This is a genomic window from Bordetella trematum (genome assembly GCF_900078335.1).
Taxonomy (GTDB): domain Bacteria; phylum Pseudomonadota; class Gammaproteobacteria; order Burkholderiales; family Burkholderiaceae_B; genus Bordetella; species Bordetella trematum.
In genome coordinates this window covers 277127-298063 of record NZ_FKBR01000009.1, presented here as the reverse complement: position 1 = coordinate 298063, position 20937 = coordinate 277127, and the positions used below count along the sequence as shown (strand labels likewise).

Genomic DNA, 20937 nt, shown 5'->3' with positions numbered 1-20937 from the left:
CATTACAACGACAACCCTGGAGCGAGACATGTCGAATTACGAGTTCATCCGCGTCGAAAACAAGGACAACGGCGTGAGCATCATCACGCTGAACCGGCCGGACAAGAAGAATGCACTCAACAAGAAGCTGATCGAAGAGTTGCAGGATGCCTTCATCAACTTCGACCGCGACGACAGCCGCCGTGCCGCCGTGCTGACCGGCGCGGGCGACGATGCATTCTCGGCCGGCGCCGACCTGAAGGACATGCCGGAACTGTGGCGCGGCATCCCCGGCGTGGGCTCGCAGACCAACAAGCCGGTCATCGCCGCGGTCAGCGGCTGGTGCATCGGCGGCGCGCTGGTGATGGCGATGATGGCCGACATGATCGTGGCGTCGGAGTCGGCCAAGTTCTACTACCCGGAGGCCAAGGTGGGCTTTACCGGCGGAATCATTTCCGGCCTGGTCAACCGCCTGCCTTACCACGTGGCCATGGAAGTGATTCTGCTGTGCCGCACCCTGGACGCCAAGCGCGCCTACCAGCTGGGTTTCGTCAACGAGGTGGTTCCCGTTGGCAAGCAGGTCGAGGCCGCAGTCGCCATGGCCGATGAGCTGGCCACCATGGCGCCGCTGGTCCACAGCACGCTCAAGGGCTTCATCACCGATGAGGTGGTCAAGCGCGGTCCCTCGGAGCAGATGGCGCGTACGCTGTACCAGCTGCACATGCTGGAGCGCAGCCACGACACCCAGGAGGGGTTCAAGGCATTCCGCGAGAAACGCGAGCCGGTCTTCATCGGCAAATAAATCGCCACGCCGGGGCGGGCCCCAGAGGCGGCCCGCCCTGCCCCCTTTCCTGCCTCGTTACCGCTGCCGGAGCCCCTGCCATGACCGCACACCGCCTGAATGATTTCATAGACCGCCTGCGCCAGCAGATCGCTGAGGCCGAGGGTGACGAGACGCGCCTGCTGGCCTCGGTCGAGCCGCTCATGCAGGCGTTGGTGCGCCATGACGATTGGCTGCCGGAGCGCTTCGCCCAGCCCCATCCCCAGTACTACCAGCAGTACTGCCTGTATGCCTGCCCGCGCGGTGATTTTTCCATCGTCAGCTTCGTATGGGGGCCTGGCCAGAAAACCCCGGTGCACGACCACACCGTCTGGGGCGTGATCGGCATGTTGCGTGGCGCCGAACTCTCCGAGCAATTCGAGCCGCAGGCCGGCGGCGGCTACGCCATCACGGACAGGCAGACCCTGCAACCCGGAATGACGGCCTGCGTGTCGCCGACCATCGGCGACATCCATCGCGTCTCCAATGTCTTTGACGACCGGGTGTCCATCAGCATTCATGTCTACGGCGCCGATATCGGCAAAGTCGAGCGCCATGTCTACGACCCGGCCAGTGGCGAGCGCAAGCGCTTCGTCTCCGGATACGCCTCGGTCCAGGCGGGCTGAGGCCGGCTGCGCACCGCCCGGAATCGCACCATGACGGCCGCCCGCTTTCCGACCGCTTCCCTGCCGCTGCGACGCCGTGCCGGCGCCGGTGCGCAACGGGGATGCCGTAAGATAGCCGGCAAACCGCCTGGCGACACACAGTGCGGGCGACTGACGCCCGGCCTGCATGCGCGGCCGCCGCAGCTGCGCGCGCGGCCAGCCCCGGCCGGATGCTGCGCACCGGCCCCTTCTCTCCGATCCTCGACGGATCGCCGCCATGATGTCGCCGGACGGGCCCGCACGGCCGTTCTATGCCCGTCCAGCCCGCAGCACCACTCCTGCCACAAGCAGGCGTCGGCGCGCGCCGGATCGGCACAACCATTTATGGAAGCGAGATAACGTGGACAAGACATTCCTCAAGGGCCTGGTTCTGCTTGAAGCCATGGCCAACAACGAAAAAAGCTCTGGGGTCACGGAACTGGCCAATCAGCTCTCGCTGGGCAAAAGCAATGTGCACCGTCTGCTGCAGGGGCTGGTGCACCAGGGCTTCGCACGCAAGGACAGCGAAACCGGCAGATACCAGCTCACCATGAAACTGTGGGAGCTCGGCGCCAAGGTGTTTCGCCGCCTGGACCTGCGGCGCGAGGCCCTGCCCTACATGGAGTTGCTGGCCAAGGAAACCCAGGAGACCGTCCACCTTTCCATCCTGGAAGGCGTGGAAGTGCTGTACATCGAAAAAATAGACAGCCCGCAACCGGTGCGCGCCTACACAACGGTCGGCGGACGCGCGCCGGCAGCCTGCGTGGCGACCGGCAAGGCCCTGTTGGCCTGGTCCAGCGAAGACACCGTGGCCGCGGCTGCCGAACAGTTGCAGCGCCATACGCCGCGCTCGATCGTCAGCGCCGAGGAACTGCATCGGCAGTTGCGCCGCATCCGCAGCATCGGCTACGCGGTCAACACCGGCGAATGGCGCGAGCAGGTCATCGGGGTCGCCGCACCGCTGCGCGACGCAACCACAAGCGTGGTCGGGGCGCTGGGGATTTCCGGCCCGGCCGAACGCATTACCGACGAAGTCATCAGCAATACCGTGCCGCGCCTGATCGAACTGGCCAACAGCATTTCGGCCCGGCTCGGCTACACGCAACGATAAAACTGCGGCGGATGCAACGCGCAAGCCCATCACGCCCAGGTAGACCATGGCAAGGCCGCCAGGCCCTGCCCCATTACATCGAGGAGACAACGTGGGCAATATCAGCGTGGAGCATTTCGAAGATGGCGTGAGCCTCTTCACGATCACCCGGGCGCAACGGCGCAATGCCATCAGCGCCCAGACCGCCATTGATCTGCAGGAGGCTTTCGCTGAGTTCGACGCCTCGCCCCGGCGGCGCGTGGCCGTCATCACCGGTGCAGGCAATGAAGCCTTCTCGGCCGGCGCCGATATCGACAGCATGCCGGAGCTGTGGCGCTGTCTGCCGGGCCTGGGCATTGCGACCCACAAACCCATCATCGCCGCCGTCAGCGGCTGGTGCGTAGGCGGCGGGCTGGTGATGACCATGATGAGCGACCTGGCCGTGGCCGCCGAGAACGCGCGATTCAGCTATCCCGAAGGCCGTCTCGGCCTGACCCAGGGCATGATCGCCGGCCTGGCCGGACGCATCCCGCACAAGGCCGCGATGGAGATCATCCTGCTGGGCAAGCCCATGAGCGCGCAGCGCGCCTACCACGTCGGTCTGGTCAACGAGCTGGCGCCCGATGGGCAACACGTGCAGGCAGCCCTGGAGATGGCCCGCCACCTGGCCACGCTGGCTCCCATGGTACTGCGGACCCTGAAGAAATTCGTCGGCCAGGTCGTGCCCAGCGGCCCCTCGGAGTCGTTTGTGCGCGTCAACCGCGAGTTGCAGGCCATCGCCCAAAGCGATGACTACGCCGAAGGCGTGGCCGCTTTCCGCGAGAAGCGCGCGCCGGTGTTCGCCGACCGCTGACCCTGCCCCACCCCGGACTGCAAGCACGCCCGCATCCATGCGGGCGGCATGCCCGCGCCCATACGCGGCGCCGCCATACCAATCAAGCCAGGGCATCCGTCACTGGCCCGAGGAGACCAAGCATGAGCACCTCGCAGCAACCCTCCCAACCCGCCGCGGCCAAAGCCGGCGCCATGTTGGACAAACTCGTCGTCATCGACATCGGCACCATGGTGGCCGCTCCGGTGGCCGGCACCCTGATGGCCGATTTCGGCGCCACCGTCATCAAGGTCGAACAACCCGGCAGCGGCGATACCTTGCGCGGCCTGGGCCCCTTTCTCGAAGAGGAAAGCCTGTGGTGGAACGTGGATGGCCGCAACAAGAAATCCATCACGCTCAACCTGCGCACGCCACAAGGGCAGGCCATCCTCAAGCGCCTGGTCGCACGCGCCGATGTCGTGCTGGAGAACTTTCGCCCCGGCACCCTGGAGAAGTGGGGCCTGGGCTACGAGGCGCTGGCCGAGATCAACCCTGGGCTGGTGATGCTGAGCGTTTCCGGTTTCGGCCAGACCGGCCCCTTGTCCAACCGGGCCGGCTATGACCGCATCGGCCTGGCGTTCAGCGGCATCATGGCGCTCAATGGCTATCCCGACCGGCCCCCGGTGCGTATCGCCACGTCCATGGCCGATTACTTCACGGCCACGCTGGGCGCCTTCGCCATCATGACCGCGCTTTATCATCGCGACGTCAATGGCGGGCGCGGCCAGCAGATCGACCTGGCGCTGTACGAGTCCATGTACCGCATGACCGAATCCATGACAGCCGCCTATGACCGGCTGGGCCTGGTGCGTACACGCACCGGCAATGTGCATTACGGCGCCGCGCCGGGCAACAATTTCGAGACCAGCGACGGCCGCTACATGACCCTGACCTGCTCGGGCGACGCAGTCTTTCGCCGCCTGTGCCAGGCCATGCAACGCCCCGATCTGCACCAGGATCCCGAGCTGGCCACGCATGCCCAGCGCTGGAACCGGGTCGAAGAGCTCAATGACATCGTCGGCCAATGGATACGCGAGACACCGCTGCAAACCGTCTGCGACGCCCTCGATGCGCAGGGCGTGCCCTATGCCATCGCCCTGACGATCGCCGATATCGTCGAGCACCCGCACTATGCTGCGCGCGAGAACATCGTGTCGGTCGACCACCCCACCCTGGGGCCGATCCGCATGCAGGGCGTGGTGCCACGCTTCAGCCACACGCCGCAACGCAAGGTCGAACCGGCCCCGGCGGTGGGCCAGCACAATGCAGAGATCTACCTGGAGCAGCTCGGCATGAGCGCCGAAGAATTCCAGCGCCTGCAATCCGAAGGAGTGTTGTGATGAGTCTCGCCCCCTTGCAAACCACCCCGGCCGCAGGCCCGCTGGCCGGGCTGAAAGTGCTGGAATTCTCCGCCATCGGCCCGGTGCCCTGGGGCGTGAGCCTGCTGGCCGACATGGCAGCCCAGATCACCCGCGTCTGCCGGCCGCAAGCGGGCCAGCCGTCCAAGGCTGCCGACACGCTCAGCGAGCGCGGCCGACGGGACGTCCATCTGGATCTGAAGTCCGGCGCCGACCAGGCACAGGTGCGCGCCCTCATCGCCGAGCACGACGTGCTGATCGAAGGCATGCGGCCTGGCGTCATGGAAAGGCTGGGCCTGGGGCCGGCGGACTGCCATGCCCTCAATCCGCGGCTGGTCTATGTGCGCGTCACGGGTTGGGGCCAGGACGGCCCGCTGGCGCTGCGCGCCGGTCATGACATCAACTACATCGCCCTGTCCGGCGCCCTGCATGCGATCGGCCCCAGGGATGGGCCACCCACCATCCCGCTGAACCTGGTGGGAGACTACGGCGGCGGCGGCACTTTCATGGTGATCGGACTGCTGGCGGCGCTGCTGCGCGCCCGCAGCAGCGGCCAGGGTTGCGTGGTCGATGCCGCCATGCTGGATGGCGCCGTACGTCAGAGCGGCGTGGTCTATGAACGACTGGCCCAGGGAAGCTGGCGCGATCAGCGCGGGGTCAACATGCTGGACGGCGGCACCCCCTGGTACAGTGTTTATCAAACCGCTTGCGGCGGCTACATGGCGGTGGGCGCCATCGAACCGCAGTTTTACCGGGTGTTCGTGCAGGCGCTGGGCCTGGACGAAGCCGCCCTGCCCTCGCGCGATGACCCGGCGAACTGGGATGCGCTGCGCCAGCGCTTCACGCAGTGCTTCCTCGCCCGGACACGCGCGCACTGGAGCGCCGTATTCGAACCGCTGGATGCCTGCGTCAGCCCGGTGCTGTCCTTGAGCGAAGCGCCGCTGCACCCGCACAACCAGTCGCGCGCCGTTTTCACCACCGCGGCCGACGGCAGTCACCGGGCCGGGCTGGCGCCGCGCTTTGCCCCGTTGCGCGAATGAATCTCAGCCTCTCTTTTCTGGATCCGACATGTTTCAAGCCATACTGACCGAGAAAGACGACGCCGGCTACCGCAGCAGCCTGCAGACCGTGACCGAGGACCGCCTGCCTGCCGAAGGCGTGCGCATCAAGGTGGCCTATTCCACCCTGAACTACAAGGATGCGCTGGCCATCACCGGGCGCGCGCCCATCCTGCGGCACTTTCCGCTGGTGCCGGGCATCGACCTGGCCGGCACCGTGCAGGACAGCTCCGACCCACGCTTTCAGGCCGCAGACAAAGTGCTGATCACCGGCTGGGGGCTGGGCGAGAGCCGATGGGGCGGCCTGGCCCAGCAAGCCGTCGTCCCGGCTGACGGCCTGGTGCACCTGCCGCCGGAACTGAACCTGCATGAGGCCATGGCCATCGGCACGGCCGGCTATACCGCCATGCTCGCGGTCATGGCGCTGGAGCGTCAGGGCCTGACGCCGCAACATGGCGACATCCTGGTCACCGGCGCGGCCGGCGGCGTGGGCAGCGTGGCGGTCTCCCTGCTCTCCACCCTGGGCTACCGGGTCGCGGCGGCGACCGGCCGCCCCCAGGAGGCCGCCTATCTCCAGGCGCTGGGCGCCGCCGAGATTGTCGATCGCAACACCCTGAACCAGCCCGGCCGGCCCTTGGGCACGGCCCGTTGGGCGGGGGCGATCGATTCGGTCGGCAGCCACACGCTGGCCAATGTCTGCGCCACCCTGCACGACGGCGGCGTTGTGGCCGCCTGCGGGCTGGCCCAGGGCATGGATTTCCCCGGCTCGGTTGCGCCATTCATCCTGCGCGGCATCAGCCTGCTGGGCATCAACTGCATGCTCTGCCCCCCGGAGCAGCGCGAGCTAGCCTGGCAGCGCCTGGCCACCGAACTGAAGAAGGACAAACTGGCGCGCCTGACCGGGCCGACCATCGGCCTGGGCGAGACCATACCGGTGTCGCAAGCCCTGCTGGCGGGCCAGGTGCGCGGGCGCGTGGTGGTCGACGTCAACGCCTGAGGCCCCTTCCCGGCACACGGCGCGCAGGGGTATGAGGGCGGCTCGCCGGGTGGCGCAGTAAAATGTCGGCCAGGGCAGGAGGTTCATCCGGCCCTGGCCCGATACTGCCCGCTATCGGCCCACGCGGCCGCCACTGTATGGATTTTGACGCTGCGGCGATTCGCGCCGCCCTCACCTTCTACGCCCCGGGCGTGGTCTTTGCCAATGTGCTGCTGCAGCAGATGGGCCTGCCCATTCCGGTGCTGCCCACCTTGTTACTGGCGGGCAGCCTGGCTGCCGGCGCCCCCCAACTGCTGGTGCTGATGGCGATCGCGCTGCTGGCGGCCATGCTGGCCGACCGTCTCTGGTATGGCATAGGCCGGCGCTTCGGTTATCGCGTGCTGGCCTGGATGTGCAAGCTGTCCATCAATCCGGGCAGCTGTGTCACGCAGACGGCCGATCGCTTCGGCCGCTGGGGCGCCTGGTCGCTGCTGTTCGCCAAGTTCATCCCCGGCTTCTCCGCGGTGGCCGCCCCCATGGCGGGCGTGCTGCGCATGCCGTTGGCGCGATTCACCCTGGCTGCCGGCGGGGGCGCAGCCTTGTGGGCCGGCAGTGCCCTGCTGGCCGGCTGGCTGCTGCGAACGCAGGTCGACGAAGCGCTCGCGCTGCTGGAGAGCCATGCGCCCGTCCTGGGCCTGGCCGCCATGAGCCTGCTGCTTCTATGGCTGGCCTGGAAACTCTGGCATCGTCACGCCTTCCTGCGCCTGGCGGCCATGCCTTCGATTACCCAGGAACACTGGCGCGAACTGGTCAGCGACGCCCGCAAGCCACAAGTGCTGGACCTGCGCAGCCCGGCCCTGGTGGCCGAGCTGGGCACCATCCCTGGCGCCCAGTTGGTGACCCTGGCGCAGTTGCCGCGTCTGGTGCGGCAATGGCCACGCACCACCTGCATCGTGACGCTTTGCGCCTGCCCCCATGACGCCACTGCGGCGCGCGCCGCGCACCGCCTGCGTCGCCTGGGCTTCGTGAACGCCCGCCACCTGCAGGGAGGCTTTGAAACCTGGCTGGCCATGCAGGCGACGCACTCGCCCGATTTGCCTCAGGCCACCAGCGCCGCCTGAGGCCCGCCGGCTCAGGCTGGCAACACCGCCACGGCCTCGATTTCCACCAGCACACCATAATGCAGGGCGGGCACCGGCACCACGGCACGCGCCGGGCGTGCCTTGCCCAGCGCTTCGCGATAGACCGCGTCGAATTGCGGCCAATGCTCCACGCCGGCCAGATACACCGTTACCTTCAGCACATCATGCCAGCCGCAGGCGCAAGCTGCCAGCGCCGCCTGCACGTTGGCCAGCGCCAGACGCGCCTGCGCCTCCAGAGACAGATCCGCTTGCGGCACGCCCTGCGCATCCAGGGGCAGTTGCCCTGAGACGTAGGCCATGCCGGCGCCGGACGCAACATGCGAATAATGCCCCCGCGGCGCGGCCAGGCCAGCCACGGCGGGCGTCAGGACAAGGGCCGCGCTCATAGCGCGCCCCAGCCATTCAGACGCGGCCAACGGGCATGCACCGTGTGATCCGGGCCTCGCAACACATGGTAGGCGTCATGCTGCGCACCGGTCGCGCAAGCGTGGTTGGGCAGAATGCGCAACAGGGTGCCGATGGGCAGCATGGGCGTGGCCTGCGGGTCGCTGCGATGGCGGATCACGCCATGCTCCTGGTTGGCGTCGGCCACGATGAGCTCGCCCAGGGGCTCGCCGTCTACATCGCAGACCAGACCGTAACCCTGATCCACCGCTTGGCGCGATGTGCCCCGGTCGCGCGACATCGCCATCCAGCCCGCATCAGTGATCAACCATCCCTTCTCGCGCTGATGGCCAATGACCGTGCACAGCACCGACAGGGCAATGTCGTCGAGGGCGCACACGCCCAATCCATGCATGACGAGATCAAAGAACACGTAGACCCCCGCGCGCACTTCGGTCACACCCTCCAGGCTGCGCGCAAAGTGGGCCGTCGGCGTGCTGCCCACGCTGACCACCGGCGCCTCGTATCCGGCTTCGCGCAGCCGCGCAGCCGCCCGCACCGCGCCAGCCCGCTCCTGTTCGGCGCAGGCTTCGATGGCGGCCTGGCTGCGGCAGTTGTACGACTCGCCGGCATGGGTCATCACGCCGGCCAGCCAGGCGCCGCTACTCGGGGTGCCCGGCAATTGGGCCGCGATATCCAGCAACAATGGATCTTCGGGGGCGACTCCCGAGCGATGGCCGTCGGTGTCGATCTCGATCAGCACCGGCAGAAACAGGGCGTGCTCCTGGCAATATTGCGCCACTGCGCAGGCGGCTTCCACGTTATCGAGCACGATGCTCAGACGCGCACCGCCCGCCACCAGGCGGTCGATATGCGGCAACTTCGAGGGCACCACCCCCACGGCGTAGAGAATGTCGCGCCAGCCGTGAGCCAGGAAGTACTCGGCCTCCTTGAGCGTGGACACGGTGATCGGATGGGCAGGCCCGCCCAGCTCACGGGTGACATCAGCGGACTTGTTGGTTTTGACATGCGGGCGCAGCGTCACGCCCATCGGCGCCAGACGCTCACGCAGCCGCGCAATATTGCGTGCCATGCGGGTCTGGTCCAGCAACAAGGCGGGGGTTTCCAGAGATTCGAATTGCATAAGATTCCTGCTTTCAATGAGGTTGTGCGCGTTCGCCCTGCAGCAGCGGCGTGAGGCTTTGCAGCGCCTGATCCACCTGTTGCGCGAGCTGCTCCGGGGTATTGGCCTGGCGCTCGGGAAACTCGACGCCGACCTCGCCCATCTGGCGCACCAGCTCGGGATCGGCCAGCACATCGTTGATGGCTGTGTTGAACTGCTGCACGATCTGCGCCGGCGTGCCGCGAGGCGCGAACAGACCATTCCAGGAACGGAAATCGATAGCGGTCAGGCCGCTGGCCTGGGCCGGCACCACGCCGGGCAGCCCGTCAAACGGTTCGCGGGTCAGCATGGCGATGGCGCGCACACGCCCACCCGCGACCTGAGGCAACACGGTCGTGGTCTGGTCGCACATGAAATCCGTTTCCCCGCCCATCAGGCCGGTCATGGCGGGCGCAACCCCCTTGTAGGGGACGTGCACCACATCGGCCTTCAGATCGGTCAGCAACATCAGGCAGGCCAGATGCGAAATCGAACCGACACCGGCACTGCCATACGACATCTCGCCCGCATGCGCTTTCAGGTAGGCGGCGAATTCGTCGAAGCTCTTGACCGGCAAACCCTGCTTGACCAGCAGTACGGTCGGCGCCGAGCCGATCTGCCCCAGAGGAGAGAAATCGCCACGGGCATCGTAGGCCGGCTTGGCGTACAGCAGCATGTTGGCCGCGTGCGTCCCCACCGTGCCAAAGCCAATGGTGTAGCCATCGGGCGCACTGCGCGCCACGCGCTGCAACCCGATGGAGCCGCCCGCCCCGCCGACGTTCTCGACCACGATGGAAGTCTTCAGCGCCCCCGCCATCTTGGCCGCCACGGCGCGCGCCAGCGCATCGCTGGGCCCGCCGGCGGGAAAAGGCATGATGAGCGTGATGGGCCTTTGCGGCCAGGTCTGCGCCTGTGAGTGCGGCGCGGCAAGGGCGAACGCGGTCAACGCGCCCGCCAGGGCGGCAAGTTTCATAGCAGTTCCTGAAAACGTAAAGCGGGTGGGCGGGGGTCCGTATGGCGGGTGTCGCCCTAGCGGCGGGCGGCGATCTCCAACAGCGGTGCGATCTGGGGCGACTCGGCCAGCGCCGCCGGGGCGCCTGCCGGCAGGCTCAGGCCCACGCGGTTGTGCCAGAAGGTGTCCATGCCCACCGCCGAGGTGCCAAACAGGTCATAACCGGAACCGGCCACGAACAGGGTTTTCGAGACAGGCGCGCCCAGCGCATCCAGGGCCATCTGGTAGGGACGCGGGTCAGGCTTGTAGAAACCGGCCTGTTCGGAGGTGATCACCACATCGAATGGCACGCCGGGAATATCGGCAGCCAGCCGGCCCAGGCGCTCCGAGCAGTTGGTCACCACGCCCAGCTTGTGCGTGGCACGCAGACTATGCAGCACGTCGACCACACCGTCCCAGGGTTTGAGTTCACCCCAGCGCGCATCCAGCGCGTCGGCCATGCCGGGCGGCAGGCCGGTTTCCCGGGCGGCTTCGCGCACCAGGGTTTCATAAGGCCGATAGGCCCCGCAGGCGTAGGTGCGCCGCAGATAGGCGGCGCGCCAGTCGCGGCCGGCCTGCTCACTGCCGGCCACCTCGTTCCACAGGGTCCAGGAATCCAGCAAGGCGGTCAGGAGATCAAACAGAACGAAATCGTATTGGCGTGTCATGGCTGGGCGGACAGAAATCAGAGAACCCTCAGTGTAGGCACCGAGGCCGCCGAGTTGGTTAATGGAATAGAATTTCTTAATTAACCAATTGGTAAATAACAGACGCGTGAAACTCGATATCGACGACTTGCGATTCATGCTCGAACTGGATCGCCACGGCAGTCTGGCGGCCCTGGCGCGCGCCGAGAACATCACGCCGCCGGCGGTCACCAAGCGGCTCAACCAGCTGGAGGCGCGCCTGGGAGTGCGGCTGGCGCTGCGCACCACGCGCCGCCTGCAGCTGACCCATGAAGGCCATCTGCTGGCGCAACACGCCATCGGCGTGCTGGGCCAGATGCAGGCCATTGAAGAGGCGCTGCGGGCCCGCAGCCAGGTCGTGGCCGGCAAGCTCAAGGTGCACGGCCCGCTGGGTTTCGGGCGGCGCCATCTGGCTCCCCTGATGGCACAGTTCCGCGAGCAGCATCCCAATGTGCAGGCCCAGCTTTATCTTTCCGACAACCTGATGCTGCCGCAACTGCCGGTACACGGCCGCGATGCCTTCGATCTGCTCATCAGCATCGGCGAGATCCCGGATTCGCGCTGGATCTCGCATCGCATCGCCCCGAATCGTCGCATTCTGTGCGCCGCGCCCGCCTATCTCAAACGCGTCGGGCAGCCGGCAAAGCCGGCCGATCTCGCTGCGCACGATTGCCTGGTGCTGCGCGAGAACGACGAAGATGTCACGCTCTGGCGTTTTCACAACGGCGGCGTGCGCAGCGCGCCGCAGACGGTGCGTGTGCGGGCTGCCATGGAAAGCAATGATGGCGAAGTCATCCACCAGTGGTGCCTGGCGGGCAAGGGCGTGATGATCCGTTCGGAATGGGATGTGCACGACAGCCTTGCCGACGGCCGTCTGGTCGAACTGTTGCCGCAGCACCAGCCCGCCAATGCCGACATCATGGCGCTGGTGCCCCAGTCGAAGGTAGCCTCGGCGCGCACGCGCCACTTCATCGCCTTGCTCAAGGCGGCCTTCCAGCCCCATCCCCCCTGGCGGCCGGCACCCTGAATCCGCATCTGCCCCGCTATACTTGCGCGCTCCCGTTCCTTTACAGCGATGCCATGAAGTACCGCCCGGATGTTGACGGCCTGCGTGCCCTCGCCGTTGTCCCCGTAGTGCTGTTTCATGCCGATGTGCAGGCCTTCAGCGGCGGCTTCGTTGGCGTGGACGTATTCCTGGTGATCTCGGGCTACCTCATCACGCGCCTGTTGCTGGCGGATTTCGCCCAAGATCGGTTTTCGCTGCGCCATTTCTATACCCGCCGCGTACGGCGCATCTTCCCCGCACTGCTGGCGATGGTGCTGGTCACCCTGGTGGCGGGTTTCTTCCTGCTGCTGCCGGGCGAACTGCGCGAGGCCGGCCGGGCAACGGAGAAGATCGCCTACTTTTTTTCCAATCACCTGTTCTGGCATACGCAAAACGACTACTGGCAACAGAACGCCCTGGCCACTCAGCCGCTGTTGCACACATAGTCGCTGGCTGTCGAAGAACAGTTCTACCTCATCATCCCTGCACTGCTGGCGCTGTGGCACTGGAAAGCGCGCGCACGCAGCCCGCAGGCGCTATTGCTGCTGCTTGCCATCGCCAGCGCAGCCTGCAGCCTGTGGCTGATGGCGCGCGATCCGGCGGCGGCTTTCTACACCCTGCCGCCGCGTGCCTGGGAGCTCTTGCTGGGCGGCCTGCTGGCCTGTCGCGTCGCAGCCGGCGGCGGGCGACCCGCCCGCCCCTGGGTAGCGGAGCTGGCCGGTGCAAGCGGCCTGGCGATGATTCTATGGGCGATCTTCCTGTACACCGCCCGCACGCCTTTCCCCGGCCTGCACGCCGCGCTGCCAAGCGTAGGCGCGCTGCTGATCATCTATGCCGGCAGCGGCTCGCGACCCAGCGCCGTCAGCCGCTTGCTGGCCTGGCGGCCCCTGGTATTCATCGGCCTGCTTTCCTATTCGATGTACCTGTGGCACTGGCCGCTGCTGGTCATGCTGCGTTCGGCCGGCTGGCAGGCGTATGGCATGCCGGCCCTGCCCCTGGCTGTGCTGCTGGCGCTCATCCTGCTGGTGTCGTGGTTGTCCTGGCGCTTCATCGAACAGCCCCTGCGCCACGGGCGTCCGGGCCTGCCGGACAATCGCGTGCTGGGTGTGGCGGTACTTGCGCTGTTGCTGTGCTTTGGCGCAGGCGCGCTCACCCAGCGCATCGCCACCACCGGGCGGCCCTGGGCGCAGATCCTGCCGCCGGCCCTGCAGCAACTGGATCGCGACATGACCCGGGCGCCAGGGATTGCGTGCGAAGGACGACCCGATCCGGCGCAGGTACGCGCCGGCCAAGGAGGATGCACCCTGGGGCCCGCTGGCGAAGGGCCTGCCGTCTTTGCGCTGCTGGGTGACTCGCACGCCCGCATGTGGACCGCCGGCGCCGACCAGCTGGCGCACGAACTTGACCTGCCCGGCATCGCCCTGACCTACTCGAGCTGTACGCCCTTGCTGGATGCCATCCCTCCGACTCGCCCGGAATGCCGCGCCATCACCGAAGCCGCGATCGACTATCTCGCGCGATCCGACATCGATCGCATCGTCCTGGCGGGCTATTGGGTCGATGCCGACGACAGCTTCAAGGAAATGGAGGGTGTGGCGCGGCAGGCGGGCGAGTCCATTCTGGAGGCTGGCCTGACGCGCACGCTGGATCGCCTGGCGCGCCCGGGCCGGCAGATCAGCATCCTGCTCGACGTGCCGGAACTGGACTCTGACAAGACGCCATTGACGCAAACGCTGCAGAGCATCAGCCATGCAGGCGCAGCCGCCACCGGACCTGCGCTGGCGCAGCATCGGGCGCGCCAGCAGCAGGTTGAAACCGTATTGCGCAGGCTGCAGGCCCGCTATGGTTTCCAATTGCTGGATCCGGCAGACCTGCTGTGCGACGCACAGGGCTGCGTGGTCGCCCGCGACGGCCAGACCCTCTATCGCGATCGCCACCACCTGACCGACCCGGCAGCCCGGCAACTGCGCCAGACGCTCGAGGCCGCCCTGCGCTAGGCGGACGTATACGCCCGCACGCAGTTGCGGCCCGAATCCTTGGCTTCGTAGAGCGCCTTGTCCGCCTGAATCTGCAGTTCGCGCAGCGCATGGATGCCCGCCGGCCAGACGGTCACGCCGATGGACACCGTCACCTGCCCCACCGAAGCCGGCATGTCATGGGCCGCCACGCGCTCTCGGATCCGCTCGGCCGCTGACAAGGCGACACTCAGATCGGCCCCCGGCAGCAGAACCACGAACTCTTCGCCGCCCACCCGCGCCACCACATCGGCCTCGCGCGAAGTCATTTGCAGGATGTCGGCAAAGGCCTTGAGCACCAGATCGCCGGTGTCATGTCCGAAGGTGTCGTTGATGCGCTTGAAACGATCCAGGTCCAGGGCCAGCAATGCTCCTGGCAGTTGTGCCGCCCGCAGCAGGCCATATCGTTCGTCCAGGCCGCGCCGATTGAGCACCCCTGTCAGCGGATCGGTCGAACTGTCCCTGGACAGGCGTTCTATCTTGGCCTGCGAGGCAAACAGGCTGGAGAGCACCGCCTGCTTCAGGCTGGCCACCTCGAAATACCACGGCCGCACGCTGGCCACCCTCCCCAAGGCGCCACCGGTGTCGCTACCGCGCACATAACGCGCCAGCAACCAGAGCGGGCGGGAAATCTCGCGCGCGCACAGCCAGATCACGATCAGGGAAATCAAGGCCAACGGGGTGGTATGCAGCAGCACATCCCGCATCAGGCCGCTCAAGGGGGCGAGCGTCGAGGCCAGCGGCCGTTGGCTGATGATGCCCCAGCCATTGGCCGGCACATGGGCATACCCTGCCAGCATCTCGACCCCCTGGCTGTTCAGGATCTGCTGCGCGCCCGACTCGCCGCGCATGACCGACTGAATGGCCATGTTCCCCGCAACCCGCTCACCGATGCGCCGGCGGTCCGGATGGTAGAGAATGCGTCCGCTGCGATCCACCACGTACAGCGAAGAGCCGTCCTGGTAATAATGCTCGCCCAACAGGGAGCCGAGGACGTTCTCCTCCTTGAGATAAATGGTGCCGCTCACATAGCCGAGATAATGTCCTTCTTCGGACACGATAGGCTGCGAGATATTGATCAGATAATTGCCCGCCAAGGAAACAAAAGGATCGCTGATCATTGGCGCGCGCTGGCGCAGGGCCTGTTCATTGGCAGCGGATACCAGCTGCTTGCCCCGGATGTTCAGCACATCGGGCGAGGTGGCCAGGACCAGGCCGGTATCATCGACCACCACCACAGAATTGAAACTCTCATTCTGCAACCGTACGCGGTGCGCCTCTTTCTGCAAGGCCTCCTCATCGCTGATCAAACCCGCGATGACGCCTGCACTGACCTGCAATTCGCGCAAGGCCGACTTCAGAAAGCTGTCGGTACTCTGGGCCAGCTTGGCCGCATAGGTACGATTGGCCTCCAGGGTCGCATGCATCAATTGATGCCGCTGCACCCGATACGAAGCGACGAAAGTATTCAACACTGCGACCAGGGCGCTCAGCAAAGCGAGTGATGTCACCAGCTTTCGCAGATTCACCTTTGACGCAAGGTGGGCATACAGACTTTCCGAACTCATGATCCCCCGGGGCCCCCGCGCATTTACCGCAATGCTATCCGACAAAATGCGGATTATAGGAGGCAGCGGGTGCTTTCATAGGCCCGCGGAAGGCATGAAAAGGGATTGATATCTTGGTCCGACATCAGCAATCGTGGTCATCAACCATGACCGGCGCCCGGAAATGAAAAAACCCCCGGATAATCAATCCGGGGGTTTTCTTTGCCGTGCTTGGCAGCACTTGCAAGGTATCTGGTAGGCGGTATTGGAATCGAACCAACGACCTCTACGATGTCAACGTAGCGCTCTAACCATCTGAGCTAACCGCCTTCAGCGCCTGACGAATCCTGCAGTTTTCAAACGCTGCCGTGTGGCTTTGTTTGCGTTGCTGTGTTCGTGCAGCGAAGAAAAAGAATTATATAGAGGTTTTTTCAGATGTGCAAGTCGTGGTCGAATTTTTTTATGCCATCGAAGAAAGCGGCGAGCTTGGCCGCGTCTTTCAGGCCCGGCGCGCTTTCCACGCCGCTGCTGACATCGACGGCCCAGGGTCGCACCTGCGCGAGCGCACCGCCCAGATTGTCTGCGTGCAGACCGCCAGCCAGCACCAGGGGGCGGGCCCGAGGGTCGCGCAGCACATCGGCCAGCAGACGGTGGTCAAAGCCCTGTCCGCTGCCGCCAAAGCCCGCGCTGTAGCTGTCGAACAGCCAGCCGGCCGCATCGTCGTAATCGGCGCATGCCGCAGCCAGCGAGGTGGCGCTGTCCAGGCCGGGCGCGCCGACCCGGAACGCACGCAGATAGCGCTGCCCATAACGGCGGCATTCCGAAGGACTCTCGTCGCCATGGAACTGCAGGAGGTCGGGGGCGACGTCCTGCTGCACCTGCCTGACCGCTTGCGGCGTCGGATTGACGAAGAGCGCCACCACGCTCACGAAAGCCGGCACACGCCGGCGCAACTCGGCCGCGCGTGCCGGATCGACATAGCGCTTGCTGCCCGCGAAACACACAAAGCCGATGGCATCGGCGCCGGCCTGCACCGCCTGGTCGATATCGGCCTCGCGCGTCAGGCCGCATATTTTCACGCGGGTTCGGACTGCCATTTCCACTCCTTGCAGCATGTCATGTCATAGCGGCGCCGGGATGCTGTCCTGCAGCGCCGCCATCGGTATTGATGCCCCGCCGGGCGTCCTGCCATCCGCGATGGTCGCGCCGGCGCGCCAGCGAGGATTCTAACGCCCCCCAGGGGCGCGCGATGGCAGCGGCCCGCCTCTCGCGCCTTGCAGGGGGGCAGAGACAGCGTCGAGAAAAAGAAAAAAAACGCTGCCCTGGATCATTCCGCCAGAAACGGCGCCAACTGTCCGGCGGCGCTGTCCAGGCCGGGCAGGCCGAAGGTCGCCGGATACGCCACCGAAGCCAGGTAGAGGCCATCAGGCGCAAAGGTGGGGGCAGCCTGGCGACGATCGCGCGCCCCCAGCACCTCGGCCATCCACGCCACCGGCTCGCGCCCCTGCCCGATCTGCAACAGCGCGCCCATGATGTTGCGCACCATATGGTGCAGGAAGGCATTGGCCGTCAGCGAGAAGACCAGAAACGGGCCTCTCTCGACGATGTCCAGCCGTTGCAAGGTGCGCACCGGGTGCTTCGCCTGGCACTGCGACGAGCGAAAGCTGGAAAAGTCATGCTCGCCCAGCAATGCCTGCGCCGCCTGCTGCATCGCTGCCACATCCAGCGGCTGGAAACACCAACCGGCCCGCCCCGCCCAGAGCGCGGGACGGACGCGGCCACGCCACAACAGATAGACGTAACTGCGCGACTCGGCCGCGAAGCGGGCGTGGAACGCCTCGCTGACAGGCTGAGCCCAATGCACGCTGATACTGGGCGGCAGAAAGGCGTTGACCCCGCGCACCCAGGATTCGTCACGACGCTGCAGGTCGGTGTCCAGATGCACCACCTGCATCGCGGCATGCACACCGGTATCGGTGCGCCCGGCGCAAGTCGTGGCCAGGGGCTGGCCCGTGCCGGCGAACTGCCCCAAGGCGGCCTCCAGCGTGTCTTGCACGGTCTGTCCGTGCGGCTGAGTCTGCCAACCCTGCCAGGCTGAGCCGTCATAAGACAGCCCCAATGCAATTCGCGTCATGAAAAAATATTGTCAGGGTCGACGCGCCGTGTCCGAAGACGGCGCATCCAGATCCAGGTTGATGGACTCCAGGCGCCTGGCCAGCGCGGCCTCGTCCAGGGCGGGGCCGGCACGCGGCGGATCATCGCCGTCGTCGGTGTCCTCGGGCTCATCCGTGTCGTCGCTGTTCTCGGTGTCGTCGCCGCGACGCTGCCCCGCACGGCGCAGCGCAAAGGCAATGATCAGGACCAGCAAGGCCAGGATGCCCGTAACGATGATCAGCAGATTATTGGCCAGCCAGGCCGGCAGGCTGCTTTCGGCGCCTTGGGATGCCGGCGCCTTGGCCGGCCGGGCATCGGCGGCGCTTTCGGCGGCACCGGGCACGGTTGCCGCGCGTGACGGGCCGGCTGTCGCGCTGCCTGCGGCGGCAACACCGCCGGCAGCCGCTGCAGCGCCGCCAGCCGGCGCCGGGCCTGCTGCGGCGCCGCCGGCGGCCGTCGCGGCCTTGGCAGTGCCGGCCGCCGAACCGGAGTCCGAAGATGCCGTCGCCGCTTCATTCGCAGGCGCGCCGGCCGAACCGGGCGATGCACCCGCCATGGCCGCCGCAGCGGCGCCGGCAGCCTGACCGGCTGCGGCGCGCTCGCCATCGCTGCCGACCGGCGCGCTGGCGCCCTGCCCGGCTTCTTTCAAGGCCTGTACGTTGGACTCCAATTCGCCCACGCGACCGCTGGCATCGGCCAGCTCGCGCGCCTGCGACGTACGCGCATCGCCTCGGGCATCGTTGCCCGCCGCGCCAGACAGGCGCAGCCTGTCCTGGGCCGACTCCAGACTGGCGCCAGCCGGCGTATCCGCGCCCGAAACCTTGCCGGCGGCAGCCGACCCGCCAGCCACGCGCGCGCCGCCCGCGGCCTGCCCCAGGCCGGCGCGATAGCGTGCATAGGCCTCGACATGTTCGATATAGATCCGACGCGCCTCGGCCGGGTCGATGGCGCGGACCGTCTGCGCATCCGGCAGGGTCAGGCGCGCGCCCGCCTTCAGGCGGCTCATGTTGTCGCCGCTGAAGGCATTCGGATTGGCGCGCCACAAGGCCACCAGCATCTGATGAATATTGGCCCCTGCCACCTGGTTGCGCTGCGCGATGCCGTACAGCGTATCGCCCTGCCGCACCCGGATGCTGGCGCCGGCGGGCACACTGGTCGGGGCGGCGGCCGCACGCCCCAGTTGCGCCGGCCGCACGTTCAGCTCGCTGCGCGGCACCATCACCGTCACCTGCAGCAGACGCTGTCCGGCAGGCGTGCGCAGCGCCAGCAACACATCGGCGGAGGGTTGCTGCAGGGGTTCAGGCGCGCTCAGGATCAATTGCCGGCGACTGGGATCCGACTGCGGCTGCTCCTGCAGGCGCAGCGTGGCCAACGGCGCCGGCGGCGTCAGGCCGGCGCTCTGCCAGGCGTCGGGCTCGGCCAGCGACCACTGCAGGCCCTGCGCTTCATCCGGCGTGATATCCAGCACCGGCAAGGCGATCCTCAAGGGCTCGCCCGGGGCCGACACCACGCGGGCATGGCCCAGACGCGCGGCCTGCGCATCCGTCCAGACGCCCGGCGCAAGACCCGCCACCAAGGCCAGCGCCAGCATCTGACGGCGGGGATTCAATGCAAAGCAACGGGGCCGCGAGTGGCGCGAGGACGAACGCATAAGGGGGGACTCCGTGTTCTGAACCAAGGCAAGGCTGGTGAAAAGTGTAATGGATCGGGCCCGATTGATAAACCAAACCGATTCCTGGCTCTGCCTTGCCAGGCGCGAGGCAAACAGCCGGACTGCGCCGAAAAAAGAAAGGCACCTTCCGGTGCCTTTCGATTGCAGAGGCGGAGCTCGCCTCAAGCCTCGGACAGCGCAATGCGCAGCATGCGGCGCAACGGCTCGGCCGCGCCCCACAGCAGCTGGTCGCCCACGGTGAAGGCGCCCAGATACTGCGAGCCCATGGACAACTTGCGCAGACGGCCGACGGGAATATCCAGCGTCCCCGTGACAGCCACCGGCGTCAGCTGCTCGACCGTGGCTTCGCGGGTATTGGGCACGACCTTGGCCCACTGCGTGCCGGCGGCGATCATGTCCTCGATTTCGTCCAGCGGCACATCGCGCTTGAGCTTGATGGTCAGCGCCTGACTGTGGCAGCGCATGGCGCCGATGCGCACGCACAGACCGTCGATCGGCGTGGGAGCGGTGCCGAAGGCTTCGCCGCGACCCAGGATCTTGTTGGTCTCGGCCTCGGCCTTCCACTCTTCGCGCGACATCCCGTTGCCCAGGTCCTTGTCGATCCAGGGAATCAGGTTGCCGCCCAGCGGCACGCCGAAGTGCTCACGCGGCAGGCCCGGATCCTTTTGCTTGGCCAGGATGCCACGATCGATATCCAGGATGGCCGCAGCGGGGTTGTCCAGCAAGGGGCGGACCGCCTCGTTCAGCAGGCCGAACTGGGTCAGCAGCTCGCGCATGTGCTGCGCGCCGCCGCCCGAGGCAGCCTGGTAGGTCATGGAGGTCATCCAGTCGACCAGGTCGTTGTTGAACAGGCCGGCCAGGCCCATCAGCATGCAGCTGACGGTGCAGTTGCCGCCCACGAAATTACGCACGCCGCGCTTCAGGGCGGCGTCGATCACCGGACGGTTGACCGGATCCAGCACGATGATGGCGTCATCGGCCATGCGCAGGGTGCTGGCCGCGTCGATCCAGATGCCGTTCCAGCCTGCCGCGCGCAGCTTGGGATACACCGCGCTGGTGTAATCGCCGCCCTGCGCGGTCACGATAATCGGCAGTTTTTTGAGGGCCTCGATATCGTTTGCATCTTGCAGCGGGCCGGCGCCATCGGCCCAAGTGGGCGCGGCACCACCGGCATTGCTGGTGGAGAAGAACACGGGATCGATCAGTGCGAAGTCGTTCTCTTCACGCATACGCTGCATGAGGACAGAACCGACCATTCCGCGCCAACCGACGAGGCCTACGGCTTGCGTCATTTCAGGGCTCTTTAGGGGTCTGGAGTAAAAAAACGGGGTAAGGGCAAGAAT

19 protein-coding genes, 1 tRNA gene and 1 pseudogene are annotated in these 20937 nt (G+C 66.6%); 11 read left to right on the top strand and 10 right to left on the bottom strand.

All coding sequences use genetic code 11. The features are described from left to right. The first annotated feature begins 28 nt into the window (after positions 1 to 28). From A7V84_RS04090 to A7V84_RS04055, 8 genes are all read left to right on the top strand, one after another. Positions 29 to 781, top strand: coding sequence for an enoyl-CoA hydratase/isomerase family protein (locus tag A7V84_RS04090; protein WP_025512428.1), 753 nt, complete (start codon positions 29 to 31; stop codon positions 779 to 781). An 80-nt stretch (positions 782 to 861) separates the two neighbouring features. Next, the gene (locus A7V84_RS04085; RefSeq protein ID WP_025512430.1) at positions 862 to 1425 is read left to right on the top strand and encodes a cysteine dioxygenase family protein; all 564 of its coding nucleotides are present in this window, start codon (positions 862 to 864) and stop codon (positions 1423 to 1425) included. 379 nt (positions 1426 to 1804) lie between these two features. Next, positions 1805 to 2554, top strand: coding sequence for an IclR family transcriptional regulator (locus tag A7V84_RS04080; RefSeq protein WP_025512431.1), 750 nt, complete (start codon positions 1805 to 1807; stop codon positions 2552 to 2554). 91 nt (positions 2555 to 2645) lie between these two features. Further along, the gene (locus A7V84_RS04075) at positions 2646 to 3386 is read left to right on the top strand and encodes an enoyl-CoA hydratase/isomerase family protein (protein ID WP_231940077.1); all 741 of its coding nucleotides are present in this window, start codon (positions 2646 to 2648) and stop codon (positions 3384 to 3386) included. A 122-nt stretch (positions 3387 to 3508) separates the two neighbouring features. Next, a complete protein-coding gene (locus tag A7V84_RS04070; RefSeq protein WP_025512434.1) occupies positions 3509 to 4744 on the top strand; it encodes a CaiB/BaiF CoA transferase family protein in 1236 nt (411 codons plus the stop codon). Next, positions 4744 to 5802, top strand: coding sequence for a CaiB/BaiF CoA transferase family protein (locus A7V84_RS04065; protein ID WP_025512435.1), 1059 nt, complete (start codon positions 4744 to 4746; stop codon positions 5800 to 5802). Before A7V84_RS04070 ends, A7V84_RS04065 begins: the two co-directional genes overlap by 1 nt. A 28-nt stretch (positions 5803 to 5830) precedes the next feature. Beyond that, the gene (gene acuI / locus A7V84_RS04060) at positions 5831 to 6817 is read left to right on the top strand and encodes an acrylyl-CoA reductase (NADPH) (protein ID WP_025512437.1); all 987 of its coding nucleotides are present in this window, start codon (positions 5831 to 5833) and stop codon (positions 6815 to 6817) included. Positions 6818 to 6954: 137 nt separating this feature from the next. After that, positions 6955 to 7917 carry a VTT domain-containing protein gene (locus A7V84_RS04055; RefSeq protein WP_063492454.1) on the top strand — a complete coding sequence of 321 codons (963 nt, stop codon included), beginning with the start codon at positions 6955 to 6957 and terminating at the stop codon, positions 7915 to 7917. An 11-nt stretch (positions 7918 to 7928) separates the two neighbouring features. Here A7V84_RS04055 and A7V84_RS04050 read toward each other — a convergent pair whose 3' ends face one another. From A7V84_RS04050 to A7V84_RS04035, 4 genes are read right to left on the bottom strand one after another with little or no spacing between them, the layout of a single operon-like run. Next, positions 7929 to 8324, bottom strand: coding sequence for a RidA family protein (locus A7V84_RS04050; protein ID WP_025512439.1), 396 nt, complete (start codon positions 8322 to 8324; stop codon positions 7929 to 7931). Further along, on the bottom strand, positions 8321 to 9466 hold the full coding sequence (locus tag A7V84_RS04045) for an alanine racemase (protein ID WP_025512440.1): 1146 nt from the start codon (positions 9464 to 9466) through the stop codon (positions 8321 to 8323). The genes A7V84_RS04050 and A7V84_RS04045 overlap by 4 nt, the downstream gene beginning before the upstream one ends. Positions 9467 to 9479: 13 nt before the next feature. After that, positions 9480 to 10457, bottom strand: coding sequence for a Bug family tripartite tricarboxylate transporter substrate binding protein (locus A7V84_RS04040; protein ID WP_033534432.1), 978 nt, complete (start codon positions 10455 to 10457; stop codon positions 9480 to 9482). Positions 10458 to 10513: 56 nt separating this feature from the next. Further along, positions 10514 to 11143 (bottom strand): HAD family hydrolase, encoded by a 630-nt coding sequence (locus A7V84_RS04035; protein ID WP_033534433.1) that lies wholly within the window; start codon positions 11141 to 11143, stop codon positions 10514 to 10516. Between the two features lie 106 nt (positions 11144 to 11249). On the opposite strand from A7V84_RS04035, the gene A7V84_RS04030 reads away from it, so the two are divergent. The 3 genes and pseudogenes from A7V84_RS04030 (at position 11250) to A7V84_RS21615 (ending at position 14203) form a co-directional block, all read left to right on the top strand. Beyond that, entirely contained in the window at positions 11250 to 12188 is a 939-nt protein-coding gene (locus A7V84_RS04030) for a LysR family transcriptional regulator (RefSeq protein WP_231940079.1), read from the top strand. A gap of 53 nt (positions 12189 to 12241) precedes the next feature. Beyond that, positions 12242 to 13237 (top strand): annotated as a pseudogene (locus A7V84_RS21620) (acyltransferase family protein); the annotation flags it as partial. 195 nt (positions 13238 to 13432) lie between these two features. After that, positions 13433 to 14203 carry an SGNH hydrolase domain-containing protein gene (locus A7V84_RS21615; RefSeq protein WP_231940199.1) on the top strand — a complete coding sequence of 257 codons (771 nt, stop codon included), beginning with the start codon at positions 13433 to 13435 and terminating at the stop codon, positions 14201 to 14203. On the opposite strand, the gene A7V84_RS04015 is transcribed toward A7V84_RS21615, so the two are convergent. The 6 genes from A7V84_RS04015 to asd form a co-directional block, all read right to left on the bottom strand. Beyond that, positions 14200 to 15732 carry a GGDEF domain-containing protein gene (locus A7V84_RS04015; protein ID WP_231886788.1) on the bottom strand — a complete coding sequence of 511 codons (1533 nt, stop codon included), beginning with the start codon at positions 15730 to 15732 and terminating at the stop codon, positions 14200 to 14202. The two genes, A7V84_RS21615 and A7V84_RS04015, sit on opposite strands and share 4 nt — an antisense overlap. A gap of 289 nt (positions 15733 to 16021) precedes the next feature. Next, positions 16022 to 16098, bottom strand: a tRNA-Val gene (locus A7V84_RS04010). Positions 16099 to 16199: 101 nt separating this feature from the next. After that, positions 16200 to 16865 (bottom strand): phosphoribosylanthranilate isomerase, encoded by a 666-nt coding sequence (locus tag A7V84_RS04005; RefSeq protein WP_063492457.1) that lies wholly within the window; start codon positions 16863 to 16865, stop codon positions 16200 to 16202. Between the two features lie 230 nt (positions 16866 to 17095). Then, a complete protein-coding gene (gene truA, locus A7V84_RS04000) occupies positions 17096 to 17902 on the bottom strand; it encodes a tRNA pseudouridine(38-40) synthase TruA (protein WP_025512452.1) in 807 nt (268 codons plus the stop codon). 12 nt (positions 17903 to 17914) lie between these two features. Then, complete coding sequence (locus A7V84_RS03995; RefSeq protein WP_231940081.1) at positions 17915 to 19531, bottom strand: type IV pilus assembly protein FimV; 1617 nt, start codon at positions 19529 to 19531, stop codon at positions 17915 to 17917. 224 nt (positions 19532 to 19755) lie between these two features. Then, positions 19756 to 20886, bottom strand: coding sequence for an aspartate-semialdehyde dehydrogenase (gene asd, locus A7V84_RS03990; protein ID WP_025512454.1), 1131 nt, complete (start codon positions 20884 to 20886; stop codon positions 19756 to 19758). Between the last annotated feature and the right edge of the window lie 51 nt (positions 20887 to 20937).

Coding starts and splice junctions, on each gene's coding strand:
- A7V84_RS04090 (WP_025512428.1), top strand. CDS start 29: ATGTCGAATTACGAGTTCATCCGCGTCGAAAACAAGGACAACGGCGTG.
- A7V84_RS04085 (WP_025512430.1), top strand. CDS start 862: ATGACCGCACACCGCCTGAATGATTTCATAGACCGCCTGCGCCAGCAG.
- A7V84_RS04070 (WP_025512434.1), top strand. CDS start 3,509: ATGAGCACCTCGCAGCAACCCTCCCAACCCGCCGCGGCCAAAGCCGGC.
- A7V84_RS04065 (WP_025512435.1), top strand. CDS start 4,744: ATGAGTCTCGCCCCCTTGCAAACCACCCCGGCCGCAGGCCCGCTGGCC.
- acuI (WP_025512437.1), top strand. CDS start 5,831: ATGTTTCAAGCCATACTGACCGAGAAAGACGACGCCGGCTACCGCAGC.
- A7V84_RS04055 (WP_063492454.1), top strand. CDS start 6,955: ATGGATTTTGACGCTGCGGCGATTCGCGCCGCCCTCACCTTCTACGCC.
- A7V84_RS04050 (WP_025512439.1), bottom strand. CDS start 8,324: ATGAGCGCGGCCCTTGTCCTGACGCCCGCCGTGGCTGGCCTGGCCGCG.
- A7V84_RS04045 (WP_025512440.1), bottom strand. CDS start 9,466: ATGCAATTCGAATCTCTGGAAACCCCCGCCTTGTTGCTGGACCAGACC.
- A7V84_RS04040 (WP_033534432.1), bottom strand. CDS start 10,457: ATGAAACTTGCCGCCCTGGCGGGCGCGTTGACCGCGTTCGCCCTTGCC.
- A7V84_RS04035 (WP_033534433.1), bottom strand. CDS start 11,143: ATGACACGCCAATACGATTTCGTTCTGTTTGATCTCCTGACCGCCTTG.
- A7V84_RS21615 (WP_231940199.1), top strand. CDS start 13,433: ATGACCCGGGCGCCAGGGATTGCGTGCGAAGGACGACCCGATCCGGCG.
- A7V84_RS04005 (WP_063492457.1), bottom strand. CDS start 16,865: ATGGCAGTCCGAACCCGCGTGAAAATATGCGGCCTGACGCGCGAGGCC.
- truA (WP_025512452.1), bottom strand. CDS start 17,902: ATGACGCGAATTGCATTGGGGCTGTCTTATGACGGCTCAGCCTGGCAG.
- asd (WP_025512454.1), bottom strand. CDS start 20,886: ATGACGCAAGCCGTAGGCCTCGTCGGTTGGCGCGGAATGGTCGGTTCT.